The organism is Streptomyces sp. CA-210063, assembly GCF_024612015.1.
GTDB lineage: Bacteria > Actinomycetota > Actinomycetes > Streptomycetales > Streptomycetaceae > Streptomyces.
In genome coordinates this window covers 1,888,336-1,902,041 of sequence record NZ_CP102512.1, presented here as the reverse complement: position 1 = coordinate 1,902,041, position 13,706 = coordinate 1,888,336, and the positions used below count along the sequence as shown (strand labels likewise).

Here is a 13,706-nt window from a genome sequence, read left to right as displayed (position 1 = left end):
GCGGTGTCGTCGCGGGGCGTTAGCTTGCCGTAAGCCAGTCCAGCGACACGGCCACGGAGGCTCCCGTGACTTCGAGTTCCTCGACACCGGGCCTCGCCCGGTTCAACGCCCTGGAGAAGCACGCGGCCACCGCGGCGCTCCACGAGGCGTGCGCCTCGGCGGAATGGGGGCGCAGGCTCCTCGCCGGCCGCCCGTACGCCGCCGTCGAGGACCTCTTCGCCGCCAGTGACGCGGCCATGGCCGAGCTGACCGCCGAGGACCTGGCGGAGGCGATGGCCGGACATCCGCCGATCGGCCGCCCGAAGCCGGGCGATCCGACGTCGGCGCGTGAGCAGCGCGGGATGGCCGGCGCCTCGGACGAGCTGAAGGCGGAGATGCTCGAACTGAACCTGGCCTACCAGGAGAAGTTCGGCCATGTCTTCCTGATCTGCGCCACCGGCCGCACCGGCGAGCAGATGCGCGACGCGGTCAAGGAACGGATCGGCAACGCGCCCGAGCGGGAACGCGAGATCGTCCGCACCGAACTGGGCAAGATCAACCGCATTCGCCTGGCCCGGCTCGTCGAAGAGGAAGCCCGATCATGAGCACCAGCACGACCGCCTCGGTGTCCACACACATCCTGGACACCTCCGCCGGCCGTCCCGCCGAGGGCGTCGCCGTCCACCTCGCCGCCCGCTCCGGGCGCGACGCGACGTGGCAGACGCTCGGCGGATCCGCGACCGACGCCGACGGCCGGTGTAAGGACCTGCCGGCGCTGCCGGAGGGCACCACCCACGTACGGCTCGACTTCGAGGTCGAGCCCTACCTCGAACAGTCCGTGAAGAAGCAAGCCGATGCGCAGCAGGACGCCCCCGCGAATCGGGACAGCGGTGCCGTGTTCTTCCCCGAGGTCGTCATCACCTTCGCGGTGACGCCCGGCGAGCATTACCACGTACCGCTGCTGCTCAACCCGTTCGGCTACTCCGTATACCGAGGGAGCTAGCACCGATGACCGACCATTCCCGCCCTGCCCGCCCGGTGTTGGGGCAGAACCAGTACGGCAAGGCCGAGAACCGGGTCGTCAAGATCACGCGGGACGGCGCCACCCACCACATCAAGGACCTCAACGTCTCCGTGTCGCTCTCCGGCGACATGGAGGAGGTCCACCTCTCCGGCTCGAACGCGAACGTCCTGCCGACGGACACCACCAAGAACACGGTGTACGCCTTCGCCAAGGAGCACGGCATCGAGTCCGCCGAGCAGTTCGGCATCCACCTCGCCCGCCACTTCGTGACCTCCCAGCCGGCCATCCACCGGGCCCGCATCCGTATCGAGGAGTACGCCTGGGAGCGCATCGAGCACGGCGGTGAGGGCGCGCACTCCTTCGTCCGCAGGGGCCAGGAGACCCGGCTGACCCAGATCACGTACGACGGCTCGTCGTGGGAGGTCGTCTCCGGCCTCAAGGACCTGACGGTCATGAACTCGACCGACTCGGAGTTCTGGGGCTACGTCAAGGACAAGTACACGACCCTCCCCGAGGCGTACGACCGCGTTCTCGCCACCGAGGTCTCCGCCCGCTGGCGCTTCAACTGGACCGACGACGAGCGGGAGATGCCCGACTGGGAGGCGTCGTACGAGCAGGTGAAGAAGCACATGCTCCAGGCGTTCGCGGAGACGTACTCGCTCTCGCTCCAGCAGACCCTGTACCAGATGGGCGCGCGGATCATCGACAACCGCGACGAGGTCGACGAGGTCCGCTTCTCCCTCCCGAACAAGCACCACTTCCTCGTGGACCTCGCCCCGTTCGGTCTCAAGAACGACACCGCCGACGGAGCCGTGTACTTCGCCGCCGACCGCCCCTACGGCCTGATCGAGGCAACCGTCCTGCGGGACGGATGCGAAGAGAAGATCCCGGCGGACCTCACCAACCTCTGAAGGACGGACCATGGCAGCAACCCAGCGCGTCGTCATCGAGAACGCGGCGATCGCGACCGTGGACGCGAAGGACACCGAGTACACGTCGGGGCATGTGGTCGTGGCGGACAACATGATCGAGTCGGTCGGCGCCGGCAAGGCTCCCGAGGGGCTGGCCGACGTCGTACGCCGGATCGACGCGACCGGGCACCTGGTGACCCCCGGCCTGGTCAACTCCCACCACCACTTCTACCAGTGGATCACCCGGGGCCTCGCCACCGACCACAACCTCTTCGACTGGCTCGTCGCCCTCTACCCGACCTGGGCGCGCATCGACGAGCGCATGACGTACGCGGCCGCGCAGGGCTCGCTCGGCATGTTGGCCCGTGGCGGGGTGACGACCGCGATGGACCACCACTACGTCTTCCCGCAGGGGACCGGAGATCTGTCGGGCTCGATCATCCGGGCGGCGCGCGAGATGGGCGTCCGCTTCACGCTCGCCCGGGGCTCCATGGACCGCAGCGAGAAGGACGGCGGTCTGCCCCCGGACTTCGCCGTCGAGACCCTTCAGGGCGCGCTCGCCGCCACCGAGGCGACCGTCGACGAGCACCACGACGCCTCCTTCGGCGCGATGACCCAGGTGGCCGTCGCGCCCTGCTCGCCGTTCTCCGTCTCCACCGAACTCCTCAAGCAGGGCGCCGAGTTGGCGCGCCGCAAGGGCGTACGGCTGCACACCCATGGCTCGGAGACGGTCGAAGAGGAGCAGTTCTGCAAGGAACTGTTCGGCATGGGCCCGACCGACTACTTCGAGTCGACGGGCTGGCTCGGTGAGGACGTGTGGATGGCCCACTGCGTCCATATGAACGACTCCGACATCGACGCCTTCGCCCGCACGAAGACGGGTGTCGCCCACTGCCCGTCCTCCAACGCCCGACTGGCGGCGGGCATCGCCCGTGTCCCGGACATGCTGGCGGCCGGCGTCCCGGTCGGCCTCGGCGTCGACGGCACCGCGTCGAACGAGTCCGGTGAGCTGCACACGGAGTTGCGCAACGCGCTCCTCATCAACCGCCTCGGCGCCCACCGCGAAGCGGCGTTGAACGCCCGCCAGGCGCTGCGCCTCGGCACTTTCGGCGGCGCCCAAGTCCTGGGCCGGGCGAGCGAGATCGGCTCCCTGGAGGTGGGCAAGCTCGCCGACCTCGTCCTCTGGAAGCTCGACACCCTCGCTCACGCGTCGATCGCCGACCCGGTGGCCGCCCTGGTCTTCGGCGCGGCGGCCCCCGTGACCGCGTCGTTCGTGAATGGCCGTCAGATCGTGGAGCACGGACGGCTGCTGCACGTGGACGAGGACGCGATCGCCCGCTCGACACGGGCAGAGGCTCAGCGGCTGGCGCGGATCGCCGCCGGGAGCTGATCGCGTAATCCCGCTGCGCCGTACGGCACTTGAGCTCCGGTGAGGGGGACGGCCCTCGGCCGGAAGCCGTGGACCCGAGCGGGAACCACGGCGGCCGTCTCCGGGGCGCACATGATCGTGTGCGCCCCGGAACGGTTCGACTCGACCCGGCTGACATCGCTGTGGACCTGCTACTGCCTTCGTGAAATTGCCGTGGCAGTGGGCTGTGATCCGTCAGGAGAGCGCTGTGAGCCGGTCCCGGACCCGTGCGGCGACCGTGTACGTGTCCCCGCTCGGCTCGGTCGCGAGCGGCCCCGGATCACGGGTCCAGCGGTCCTCCAGGGCGAACCAGTCGATCTTCTTCGGCGCCCGGCCCTCCTTCAGCGCGGCCCGCAGCTCCTCGAAGTACGTCGACCAGCGCAGCCGGTACAGCCCGCCGACCAGCCCCGCCCACTCCCGGTTCGCGTAGTCCCGCAGCCCCGCGTCCGCGCCCTTCCGCGTCCCCCACACGGTCAGCAGCGACAGATTGTCGTACGCCAACTGCTCCCGCTCGGCGGCCCCCGCACCCCAGGAACGGGCGTCCGCGACCCAACGGCCCAGCAGATGCCGGGAGTCGGTGGCCACCAGCTCGTCCAGCAGATCCATGAGCGAGAGCCAGACACCGCTCAACTCGTCGAAACGGTCCGCGTTCCCGGCGTCGTACGCCTCCTTGATCCGCGGCAGCAGGACCCGGCTGCGATTGGAGAGCGACTGACGGGCCACATCGAGGAGGTCGCGACGGTACGCCGAAGATGCGCGCAACTCGGTCCGCACTCGCAGCAGTTCGCCGAGCGCGGGCTCGAAGTCGGCGGCGTCGTAGCGGAGTCGCTTCGGCGACCAGCGGCCCGCCCGTACGGAGTTCAGTGCCGGCCGGGCGCCGAACAGGCCGTCGGCGCCCTCGCTCCACGAGTCGGCGCGGGTGGTGCCGTACGCGGTGCGGCGCAGGATGTCCCAGGCGGCCTCGGCGTGCGCATCGCGGGCCCCGTACCGGGCGTGCGCCCACTCGGCGAACCAGGCCTTCAGATCCAACGCGCCTTCCCGCCAGGCCAGTTCGGAGAAGAGAGCGAAGGCGGCCGGGTTGTTGTCCGCCGCCTCCGGCATCAGGGCGATCCCGCGCAGCTTGCTGCCGCCGTTCGTGCGCCACTTCTCGTACAGCTCGGCCCAGTCGGGCGTGTTCGCGCCGAGCACGGTGTGGCCGCCGAAGTTCCAGATCGAGCCGAAGGCGTACGGCGTGTCGCCCCAGTCGGCCTCGCGGTCGGTGACCGTGGGGAAGCGGTCGGAGAGGCCGTCGACGACGAGCATGTGCTTCTTGTCGACGGCATCGACGATCGCGCGCGGCGGGTTGTGCTGCCAGCCGAGGATCACCCAGGTGGCCCCCGGGTGGGCCCGGCGGAGTGCCCGCTCGACGCCCTTCGCCGCGTCGGCGACGGGCACGTCGCCCGGGTCGCCGCCCTCGTGCAGGAGGTCCATCTTGTACAGGGTCGACGCGCCGCCGCACATCTCGTCCTGCACGCGGTAGAAGGCCGCCGCCACCCGCGCGAACTCGTCCGTGCGCGGGTCCAGCCAGTCGGGGCGCGCGAAGCCCATCCACTCGCCCTGCGGCACGGTCCGCGCCCCCGGATTGCGCTCCGCGAAACCGGCCGGGACCGTGCCGAAGTAGCCGGGGAACACCGGCGTCATCCCCAGCTCCCGCACCCGGTCCGCGATCCGGCGGCCGAGGGCGGCCCGGGCGTCCAGGAGCTGTTGGGAGACGGGGGAGGGGAAGGCGGACAGGTTCTGCAGCAGCCACCAGGGCTGGTGGGCCGGGCCCGGGATCCACGTCCGCAGCTCCTCGTCCGCGTACCCGAACTCCTGGAACACCCGGTGGTACAGCGCGTCCGCGCCCGCGTAGACCAGGACCTCGTTGTAGCCGTGCAGCGCCAGCACGTCGAGTTCGCGCTCCCAGTACGTCCAGTCGAGGTACGCGCCCGTGTAGCCGTCGTTCGTGTCGTTCAGCGCGAAGCGGTGGGGGACGTTCGCCCGACGGCTGACCGTGCCGTCGAGGCCCGGCAGCTCGCGCGGCAGGAGGTCCGTCTGCTCGCCCGCCCAGTTGATCTCGGCGTACGCGATGTGCCGCAAGTACCAGTTCAGGCCGGTGAGTTGGGTGGCGGGTGTGTCACCGGCGACGGTGACGTGCCCGGTGCTCCCCGACACGCGGAAGGTGTCCCGTTCCTGCCCTTCCGCGAACGTGATCTGCCGCCAGTGGTCCGGCAGCAGCCGCCGGGCCGCCACCGAGGCCGTGCGCAGTGCCTTGTCGGTGCGGGGCGCGTCGTCCGAGGGGATCGCGCGGGCCGAGGTGCAGGCCGCCGCCGAACTTACGGCGAGGGCGGCGAGGAGGGCACGGCGGGCGAGCGGCATGGTGTCTCCGGGGTGCGGGTGGGGGGTACGCCGTGGGAGGAATACCCGCCGAAACCCCACTTGTGCACAGACACAGGGCCACAAGGGGGAGAACCCGACGTGAACGGCTCCTTCCCCGGAACGGGCCGTCGGCCTCGCGTGGCCTCGTACGACGCCGAGCGTCAGCTCGCATCTACGTCAATATGAGTAGATTTCCCGGACCAGGAACCGCCCGCCGTGCACGACACGTTGTCGGGAAACAGGGATTTATCCGAATGATCGCTTCGCGTCCGGTGGGGGCCGGTACGCACGGGGAGAACCGGTAAGTCCGGTTGCGACCGTTCGCGGAGCCGGGGGACAGAACGGGGACACACATGGTGCATCGACACCATCGCGAGACCTACTTCGTCGTCGACGAGGGCCGGATCCTGGAGTTCGAGAAGGGGGAGGCGATCGCGCGCGTACCTAGCGCGACCGAGCAGCAGATGGCCTTCCGCTTCTCCCGGTTCGGCGAGAAGGGGGTCCAGCTCGACGAGACACTGCGCGGCAAGCTGGCCGAGGCCATGACCACGGGCACGGGCGGCGCCGACCCCGACTCCGGGGAACCCGGGACGGCGATCCCGGCGGGGTTCACGTACCTCGGGCAGTTCGTCGACCACGACCTGACACTGGACCGCACCCAGGTGGGGCTGGGCGAGCCGGTCCCGGTCGAGGACCTGGCGCAGGGGCGCAGCCCCGCCCTCGACCTGGACTCGCTCTACGGTATGGGCCCGAAGCACGCGAGCAGCGCCCGCTTCTACGAGCCCGACGGCCGCCTCAAGACGGGCACCACACTCGGCGTGGGCTTCCCGCCCGAGTTCCCGCCCGCCAGCATCGACCAGGAGGGCTTCGACCTGCCGAGGGCCGGCGAGGCGGCCGGCGGCACGCAGGCGGACAAGCGCGCCCCGCTCATCCCGGACGCGCGCAACGACGAGAACCTGGCCGTCGGCCAGCTCCACCTGGCGTTCATCCGCTTCCACAACCGCGTCGTCGACCACCTCGCCGAGCGCGGAGTGCCCGAGCACCGGCTGTTCCACGCGGCCCGGGACATCGTCGTGAAGCACTACCAGTGGGTGCTGCGCACCGACTTCCTGCCGCGCATCGTCGACCCGGACATCGTCGAGCGGGTCTTCACCCGGGGGCGCAAGCACTTCGAGCGGCCCGGGTACACCCGTCCCGGTGACCTGCCCACGATGCCCATCGAGTTCTCCGTCGCCGCCTACCGGCTCGGACACAGCATGGTGCGCGGGGCCTACCAGTGGAACAGCGTGTTCCGTGCGGGCGGACCGGGCCCGATCGCCTCGCTCGGCCTGCTGTTCCGGTTCAGCGGCACGGCGGGCAACCTCACGCCGGGCCCGGACGACCTGAGCGACCTCGACGACCCGAACTCCGGGGAGAACCTGCGGCTGCCGAGCAACTGGATCGTCGACTTCCGTCGGCTGTTCGACTTCGGCGAGACCGGCCGGGACGACCTGGTCGTGCCCGAGGGCGAGTTCAACGTGGCCAAGCGTCTCGACACGCTGCTCGTCGACCCGTTGGCCACGCTGCCGACCGGCACCTTCGACGGTCGTGGCCGCCCTGCCCCGCCGCCGATCCAGCGCAACCTCGCGTTCCGCAACCTCACGCGGGCCGCGATGGTCGAGCTGGCCACCGGGCCCCAGCTGGCCGCCCAGATGGGCTTCAAGCCGCTGACGGAGGACCAGATCCTGCGGGGCGACGGCGGCGCCGTCCTGGAGGGCCTCTCCGACGCCGAGCGCGCACAGCTCGTGGAGCACACCCCGCTGTGGTTCTACGTCCTGCGCGAGGCCGAGGTGAACGAAGCCCACCCCGGCCGCCTCACCGGCGTCGGCGGCACCCTCGTCGCCGAGGTCTTCCACCGTGCGATGGAGGGCAGCAGGACGTCGATCGTGAAGCACCCGCACTGGCGCCCGAGCCTCCCGGCCCACCGGAAGGGCCGGTTCACGATGACGGACCTGCTGCTGTTCGCCTTCGAGAACGACCCGGCTCTGCTCAACCCGCTGGGCTGAGCGACAGGAAGCGGTGACTCACCCGCCGTCCGAACCGTGGGCCCGTGCGCACGGTCCGGGCGGCGGGGGTCCGCCGCGTTCAGAGTCCGAGCAGCGTGGGGCCCGCCACGCTCAGAACCCGAACAGCGAGGGGTCGGCCGCCAGGGCCCGGAAATACTCCCCGGGGTCGGCCACCAGCTTGCGGATCTTCAGGTCCATGAGCCCACCGACGCCGGTGATCTCGGCCGCCACGGTGCCGTCCGTCCTGCGTACGGTCTGCTCGATGCGGAACGTCTTGCCCTCACCCCAGACGAACACACACGTCACCTCGACCTCGTCACCCGCCAGCAGCTCCCGGCGATAGCTGATCGTCGTCTCCAGCGCCACGGGACCGACCCCCTTCGCCATCAGATCGGCCTGACGTATCCCGGCCGCCTGCAGCAACGCCCACCGCGCATGCTCGCCGTACTGGAGATACACGCTCTGGTTCAGGTGCCCCTGTATATCGGTCTCGTATCCCCGCACGGTCACTGGAACGAAAAACGGCTCGGTCACGACTGCCCCCTACTACGACCCACTACGGATCTACGGCGAACAGGACGGCGCAAGCTTACTGAGCGCTTGCTCATGCCTGGCAACCTTCCAGTGGCCGACGGCATTCCCCGGCGACAGGCCTACGCCCGCCTCGGCGACGCCAGCAGATACCGCTGCCGCGTACGCGGATCCGTGTGCTCGCCGACCTGCCAGCCCGCCTTCTCCAGCGTCGCCGCGCAGGCCCGCAGCGCCTCGGCGTCCGGCTCGCGTACGGCGACGGCCTCCGGCTGGGGCGTGGCCCGTACGCGATAGCCACCGCCCGCCCCCGCCGCATCCGCGTCCGCTCCCGCCGGCCGGTGGCCCGCCGCCTCCAGGGCCAGCGCGGCGGCCCGCACCAGATGTGTCCGCTCCCAGCCGCACGGGCGGTCCATGGCGCCGCCCGGGTTGGTCATCCGGCGCAGCTCCAGGAGCCCCTGCCAGGCGCTGTGCACCTCACGTACACGCGCCGGCCCGGCCTCGGCGGCCTCCTCGCCGCCGACCCGCGCGGCGAAGACACCGGTCTCGGCGGGGGCGGCGGCCGGGACGGCGGTTTCGGGGACCTTCTCCGCGACCTCGGCCGTCTCCCGCAGGCGATGCCCGGCCGGTGTCAGGAAGTGGTCGTGCGGCGGGCGCGGATGCCGGAAGGCCAGCCCCCGCTTCACCAGCGCCGCGAGCTGGATCTCCGTACCCGTCAGCCGCCCGGTCACGGGCTCGGCGGCATCGATGATCCGCCGCTGGGCGGCGGTCGGCGGTCGTGTCACGGCACCCTCCCTCACCCGAGCCGGCCGTGGGCCGACCCGAGCAGAGAACGTGGATCAACCCACTCGAAGAATACGAGGAGGGTTTGGAGCTGCTGCCGCTGGAGTGCGTTCAAGAGCGTTCTGGTGAGCGGGAGTGGGTGTGGGGGGTCGGTGTCGTGGCGTGCCTTGGCGGTGGGGTCGGTTTCGGTGGGGAACTGACGTTCTTTCATCGAATGCGTGACGTTCGTCGATGACGCTCGTTTCCCATGGCGACGGGATCTTCGGGGTGGGTACGGGCGGGGGTGACAGGGTGGGTGAGCTGAGGGCTGTGGCGGCGCCGTTCGTCGCGTCCGGCCCGCATGGTGTGGCCATCCGGACCCGTCTCAAGCAGCTGACACCGGATGATGAGAAGGTGCTGCGTTTGGTCGGCGCACATCTGGGGGCGCTCGCTTCGAAGGATCTCAAGGTGCGCTGTCAGGACGGCCTGGAGCGCTCCGCTGAGACGTGGGCGGTGCGTAAGCGGGAGCTGACGCCGCTCTCGTCGTCGCGGTGGGCGGGCAGTATCACCAAAGCGACGCACGACCAGTGGGCGCTGGCCCGCCGCTGCCAGCTGGCGCACCTGCAGAACCTGGAAGCCGGCGTCCGCACCATCGAGCACCGGCTGTCCCTGCCGGTCGGGCAGCAGGGGACCAAGGGGGCGCCGGGGGGTTATCGGTCGAGGCGGGAGTGGCACGCGAAGGCCAGGCGGCTGCGGGTGCTTCAGGACCGGCTGACTGCCGTGCGGGCCGACCGCGAGGCCGGCATCGTGCACGTCGTGCGCGGCGGCAAGCAACTGGCCCACACCCGACACCACGGTCATCGCTGTCGATCCGGCCTACACCAGCCGCTGGGGTGCCCAGCACTGGCAGAAGCCACTCACCAGCACAACCCGTAAGACCACTCGCCACGATGCTGCCGCCGTGGCGATCGGAAGGCGCGCCCAGGGACACCCGATCCGGCGACGGACGGCACCGCCCCCACAGCACCGGAGTGATGCGGTGGGGCATCGGACCGCCCAGGCCGGACCAGGAGTGCCTGTGCGTGAGGGAACCCGCCCCCGCATCCCCGGACCACGGACACGATCCGTGCGCGCCGGACGCGGAACGAACGCGGGCAACCAGAACGCCCAACACCGTCCGGGGCGTTCGGCCGAGCATGAGACCTGGCAACAGGACTCACTCCCGCTCAGTCTCTAGGAACGGTCTGACATTCCACCCGGCAGCACTACGCGGAGGGCCTGATGTTCCACCCGGCGACGACCGGACGCCCATGCTCCGTACCGAGTCGGCAGACCGTGCCCGTGGCCAGTTGGAACAGCGCCCCGCCCGACGCGGGCAGCCCCAGCCAGCGCGCGGTGAGGACCCGCAGGAAGTGCCCGTGGGCCACCAGCACCACGCATCCCTCGGTGTTCCCCAGCGCCGCGTGGACCCTCGCGAGCATCCGGTCGGCGCGCGCCCCGACCTCCTCGGGGCTCTCCCCGGGATGCTCCGGCGGTCCGGGCGCGACGCCGTCCGTGAACAGGAACCAGTCGGGCCGGGTGCGATGGATCTCGACGGTCGTGATCCCCTCGTACCCGCCGTAGTCCCACTCGACGAGGTCCCCGTCGACGCGTGCCCCGGTGAGCCCGGCCAGTTCGGCGGTCTCCTGGGCACGCTTCATGGGGCTGACGAACACGGCGCCGATGCGGTGCGAGTCGAGCAGCGGGGCGAGGCCGCTCGCCTGCGCCCGCCCGTTGGCGGTCAGTGGGATGTCGGTCCAGCTGGTGTGCTGACCCGAAGCCGACCACTCGGTCTCACCGTGCCGCACGAGAAGAAGATCACCCATGCCCCCAGGCTACGAGCACTCCGTACCGAAGCCGCCCCCGGCCTCACAAGGCACGGGCCCATCGCTCCAACTCCGCGAACTCCTCCTCCCGCAGCCCCCTGCGCGGATCGATCCGCAGCAGCAGCGCCGCCGTGTCGTGGTGCTCGGCCACATGCCGTACGTCGAGATCGGTGATCATGTCGTCGACCCAGACGAACGGCCGTCCCGCCGCCCACTCCAGGACCCGCCGGGTCTTCCAGTACAACCCGTCCGGATCCTCGGCGAAGAGGTTGCCGAACTCGATGACCGGCAGATCGGCCGGCAACCCGATCACCGGCCCGATCATCTCGTTGGCCTCGTGCATCCACGTCGTGGCCCACGCCAACTCGTACGGCAGCGCGAGCAGTCGCTCGCCGTGTGCCGGGTTGAGCCGGATCCGCAGACCCCGGCGCAGCCGCCGGGAGCCCGGTTTCTGCCGTGCGGACCAGTTCGCGGGATGCACTCGGCACGTGACATAGCCGCGTGGACGCCATAACCGGGCGCCGAAGGGATTGAGGGGGCCGTCGACGTCGAGGAGGAGCAGCGGTCGATCGCTCATGGAGAAGGGCTACCCATCTCCGGTACGCGTCGATGCCCGGACTGCTGCCGCCTGCTGCCGACTACTGCCGGTACCCGCTCAGGAACCGCCCGATCCTGCTGATCGCCGCGTCCAGGTCGTCCGCGTACGGGAGGGTGAGGATGCGGAAGTGGTCGGGGGTGGGCCAGTTGAAGCCGGTGCCCTGGACGACCTGGATCTTCTCCCTCAGCAGCAGGTCCAGGACGAACTTCTCGTCGTCGTGGATCTTGTGGACCTTGGGATCGAGGCGGGGGAACGCGTACAGCGAGCCCTTCGGCTTCACGCACGACACACCCGGGATCTCGTTGAGCTTCTCCCAGGCCACGGTGCGCTGTTCGTGCAGGCGCCCGCCCGGGGCGGTCAGCTCGTGGATGGACTGGCGGCCGCCGAGCGCGGCCTGGATGGCGTACTGCGCGGGCGCGTTGGCGCACAGCCGCATGGAGGCCAGCATGGTCAGGCCCTCCAGGTAGTTCTTCGCGTGCTGTTTCGGGCCGGTGACCACCAGCCAGCCCGAGCGGAAGCCGGCCACCCGGTACGTCTTCGACAGGCCGCAGAAGGTCAGGACGACCAGGTCGGGGGCGAGCGCGGCGACCGAGTGGTGCACGGCGTCGTCGTACAGGATCTGGTCGTAGATCTCGTCGGCGAAGACCATCAGGCCGTGGCGGCGGGCCAGGTCGAGGATGCCCTCGATGATCTCCTTCGGGTAGACGGCGCCGGTGGGATTGTTCGGGTTGATGATGACCACGGCCTTGGTGCGGTCCGTGATCTTGGACGCCATGTCGTCCAGGTCCGGGTACCAGTCGGCCTGTTCGTCGCAGAGGTAGTGGACCGCCTTGCCGCCGGCGAGGGTCGTCACCGCCGTCCAGAGGGGGAAGTCCGGGGCGGGGATGAGGATTTCGTCGCCGTCCTCGACCAGCGCCTGTACGGCCATCGAGATCAGCTCGGAGATGCCGTTGCCGAGGAAGACGTCGTCGACGCCGACCTCCAGGCCGAGGGTCTGGTAGCGCTGGGCGACGGCCCGGCGGGCGGAGAGGATGCCGCGCGAGTCGGTGTAGCCGTGCGCCTGCGGCAGCATGCGGATCATGTCCTGGAGGATCTCCTCCGGCGCCTCGAAGCCGAACAGTGCGGGGTTGCCGGTGTTCAGGCGCAGCACGCTGTGGCCCGCCTTCTCCAGCGCGTCGGCGTGCTCGATCACCGGGCCGCGGATCTCGTAACAGACCTCGCTGAGCTTGTTCGACTGCCGGAATTCCATGCGCGCTCGCCCCTCCGGATTCGTGTGTTGCTTGGTTTTACCAAGTTCGAGCTTGGAAAGTCCAACGACATGTCTAGACTGCGTCCCATGTCACCTCGTCGAAGCTACGACCAGTACTGTTCCGCCGCCCGGGCACTCGACCTCGTCGGTGACCGCTGGACCCTGCTGATCGTGCGTGAACTGCTGGCCGGCCCGCGCCGCTACACGGACCTGCACGCGGATCTGCCGGGCGTCAGCACGGACGTCCTCGCGTCGCGACTGAAGGACATGGAGCGGGACGGGCTGTCGACACGGCGCCGGCTGCCGCCGCCGGGTGCGGCGTACGTGTACGAACTCACCGGGCGGGGGCGGGAGTTGCTGCCGGTGCTGCAGGCGCTGGGGGCGTGGGGCGAGAGTGCGCTCGGGGAGCGCCGGCCGACGGACGCGGTACGGGCGCACTGGTTCGCGTTGCCGTTGTCGCGGGGGTTCGGCGGGGGGAGTGCGGGACTCGTCGAAGTCCAACTGGAGGAAGGGCAGTTCCATCTCCGGGTCGGTTCCGAGGAGGGGCCGTTGTACGGGGACGGGCCTGCTCCCGAGGAGCCGGACGCGCGGCTTTCGTTCGACACGGAGACCTGCGGTGCGGTTGGCCGGGGGGAGTTGGGGCTGAGGGATGCCGTTCGATCGGGGCGGGTCGAGGTGGGGGGAGAGGGGGCGCTGGCCAAGGAGTTGCGGGAGGCCTGAGCGAGGGTGTGGGGTCCGTCGTCGTCGGCTGCGGGTGGGTGGGGGCTGGTCGCGCAGTTCCCCGCGCCCCTGAAAAGCAGGGGCTGCGCCCCTTGCTTTTCGGCCCGCAGCCCTGTCGTCTTTCGGCCCGCAGCCCTGTCGTCTTTCGGCCCGCAGCCCTGTCGTCTTTCGGCCCGCAGCCCTGTCGTCTTTCGGCCCGCAGCCCTGTCGTCTTTCGGCC

At 70.4% G+C, this 13,706-nt stretch carries 12 protein-coding genes and 1 pseudogene; 7 read left to right on the top strand and 6 right to left on the bottom strand.

Going from position 1 to position 13,706, the window contains the following annotated elements:
- Positions 1-65: 65 nt before the first annotated feature.
- The 4 genes from uraD to JIX56_RS08235 are packed head-to-tail and all read left to right on the top strand — an operon-like array spanning position 66 to position 3,304.
- Positions 66-584 carry a 2-oxo-4-hydroxy-4-carboxy-5-ureidoimidazoline decarboxylase gene (gene uraD, locus JIX56_RS08250; RefSeq protein WP_257538115.1) on the top strand — a complete coding sequence of 173 codons (519 nt, stop codon included), beginning with the start codon at positions 66-68 and terminating at the stop codon, positions 582-584.
- Complete coding sequence (gene uraH / locus JIX56_RS08245; protein ID WP_257538114.1) at positions 581-982, top strand: hydroxyisourate hydrolase; 402 nt, start codon at positions 581-583, stop codon at positions 980-982. Before uraD ends, uraH begins: the two co-directional genes overlap by 4 nt.
- Positions 983-987: 5 nt before the next feature.
- On the top strand, positions 988-1,914 hold the full coding sequence (pucL, locus tag JIX56_RS08240) for a factor-independent urate hydroxylase (protein ID WP_257538113.1): 927 nt from the start codon (positions 988-990) through the stop codon (positions 1,912-1,914).
- A gap of 10 nt (positions 1,915-1,924) precedes the next feature.
- A complete protein-coding gene (locus JIX56_RS08235; protein ID WP_257538112.1) occupies positions 1,925-3,304 on the top strand; it encodes an 8-oxoguanine deaminase in 1,380 nt (459 codons plus the stop codon).
- A 213-nt stretch (positions 3,305-3,517) separates the two neighbouring features.
- Here the strand turns inward: JIX56_RS08235 and JIX56_RS08230 are convergent, their stop codons facing one another.
- Entirely contained in the window at positions 3,518-5,719 is a 2,202-nt protein-coding gene (locus JIX56_RS08230) for an alpha-N-acetylglucosaminidase (protein ID WP_257538111.1), read from the bottom strand.
- Between the two features lie 353 nt (positions 5,720-6,072).
- Here JIX56_RS08230 and JIX56_RS08225 point away from each other — a divergent pair, with 353 nt between their 5' ends.
- Positions 6,073-7,764, top strand: coding sequence for a peroxidase family protein (locus JIX56_RS08225; RefSeq protein ID WP_257538110.1), 1,692 nt, complete (start codon positions 6,073-6,075; stop codon positions 7,762-7,764).
- A gap of 111 nt (positions 7,765-7,875) precedes the next feature.
- On the opposite strand, the gene JIX56_RS08220 is transcribed toward JIX56_RS08225, so the two are convergent.
- Both JIX56_RS08220 and JIX56_RS08215 read right to left on the bottom strand, forming a co-directional pair.
- Positions 7,876-8,298 carry an acyl-CoA thioesterase gene (locus tag JIX56_RS08220; protein ID WP_257538109.1) on the bottom strand — a complete coding sequence of 141 codons (423 nt, stop codon included), beginning with the start codon at positions 8,296-8,298 and terminating at the stop codon, positions 7,876-7,878.
- 119 nt (positions 8,299-8,417) lie between these two features.
- Positions 8,418-9,077 carry a hypothetical protein gene (locus tag JIX56_RS08215; protein ID WP_257538108.1) on the bottom strand — a complete coding sequence of 220 codons (660 nt, stop codon included), beginning with the start codon at positions 9,075-9,077 and terminating at the stop codon, positions 8,418-8,420.
- A gap of 289 nt (positions 9,078-9,366) precedes the next feature.
- On the opposite strand from JIX56_RS08215, the pseudogene JIX56_RS08210 reads away from it, so the two are divergent.
- Positions 9,367-10,291: pseudogene (locus JIX56_RS08210) on the top strand (hypothetical protein).
- A gap of 28 nt (positions 10,292-10,319) precedes the next feature.
- On the opposite strand, the gene JIX56_RS08205 reads toward JIX56_RS08210, so the two are convergent.
- The 3 genes from JIX56_RS08205 to JIX56_RS08195 all read right to left on the bottom strand — a co-directional run bounded on the left by JIX56_RS08205 (position 10,320) and on the right by JIX56_RS08195 (position 12,766).
- Positions 10,320-10,919: a histidine phosphatase family protein gene (locus JIX56_RS08205; protein WP_257538107.1), complete on the bottom strand. Its 600-nt coding sequence runs from the start codon at positions 10,917-10,919 to the stop codon at positions 10,320-10,322.
- A gap of 43 nt (positions 10,920-10,962) precedes the next feature.
- The gene (locus JIX56_RS08200; protein WP_257538106.1) at positions 10,963-11,496 is read right to left on the bottom strand and encodes an HAD domain-containing protein; all 534 of its coding nucleotides are present in this window, start codon (positions 11,494-11,496) and stop codon (positions 10,963-10,965) included.
- 61 nt (positions 11,497-11,557) lie between these two features.
- Positions 11,558-12,766, bottom strand: coding sequence for a pyridoxal phosphate-dependent aminotransferase (locus JIX56_RS08195; RefSeq protein ID WP_257538105.1), 1,209 nt, complete (start codon positions 12,764-12,766; stop codon positions 11,558-11,560).
- An 87-nt stretch (positions 12,767-12,853) separates the two neighbouring features.
- Between JIX56_RS08195 and JIX56_RS08190 the strand changes: the two genes are divergently transcribed.
- The gene (locus tag JIX56_RS08190) at positions 12,854-13,486 is read left to right on the top strand and encodes a winged helix-turn-helix transcriptional regulator (protein ID WP_257538104.1); all 633 of its coding nucleotides are present in this window, start codon (positions 12,854-12,856) and stop codon (positions 13,484-13,486) included.
- The last annotated feature ends 220 nt before the right edge of the window (positions 13,487-13,706 follow it).

Coding starts and splice junctions, on each gene's coding strand:
- uraH (WP_257538114.1), top strand. CDS start 581: ATGAGCACCAGCACGACCGCCTCGGTGTCCACACACATCCTGGACACC.
- pucL (WP_257538113.1), top strand. CDS start 988: ATGACCGACCATTCCCGCCCTGCCCGCCCGGTGTTGGGGCAGAACCAG.
- JIX56_RS08235 (WP_257538112.1), top strand. CDS start 1,925: ATGGCAGCAACCCAGCGCGTCGTCATCGAGAACGCGGCGATCGCGACC.
- JIX56_RS08230 (WP_257538111.1), bottom strand. CDS start 5,719: ATGCCGCTCGCCCGCCGTGCCCTCCTCGCCGCCCTCGCCGTAAGTTCG.
- JIX56_RS08225 (WP_257538110.1), top strand. CDS start 6,073: ATGGTGCATCGACACCATCGCGAGACCTACTTCGTCGTCGACGAGGGC.
- JIX56_RS08205 (WP_257538107.1), bottom strand. CDS start 10,919: ATGGGTGATCTTCTTCTCGTGCGGCACGGTGAGACCGAGTGGTCGGCT.
- JIX56_RS08200 (WP_257538106.1), bottom strand. CDS start 11,496: ATGAGCGATCGACCGCTGCTCCTCCTCGACGTCGACGGCCCCCTCAAT.
- JIX56_RS08195 (WP_257538105.1), bottom strand. CDS start 12,766: ATGGAATTCCGGCAGTCGAACAAGCTCAGCGAGGTCTGTTACGAGATC.
- JIX56_RS08190 (WP_257538104.1), top strand. CDS start 12,854: ATGTCACCTCGTCGAAGCTACGACCAGTACTGTTCCGCCGCCCGGGCA.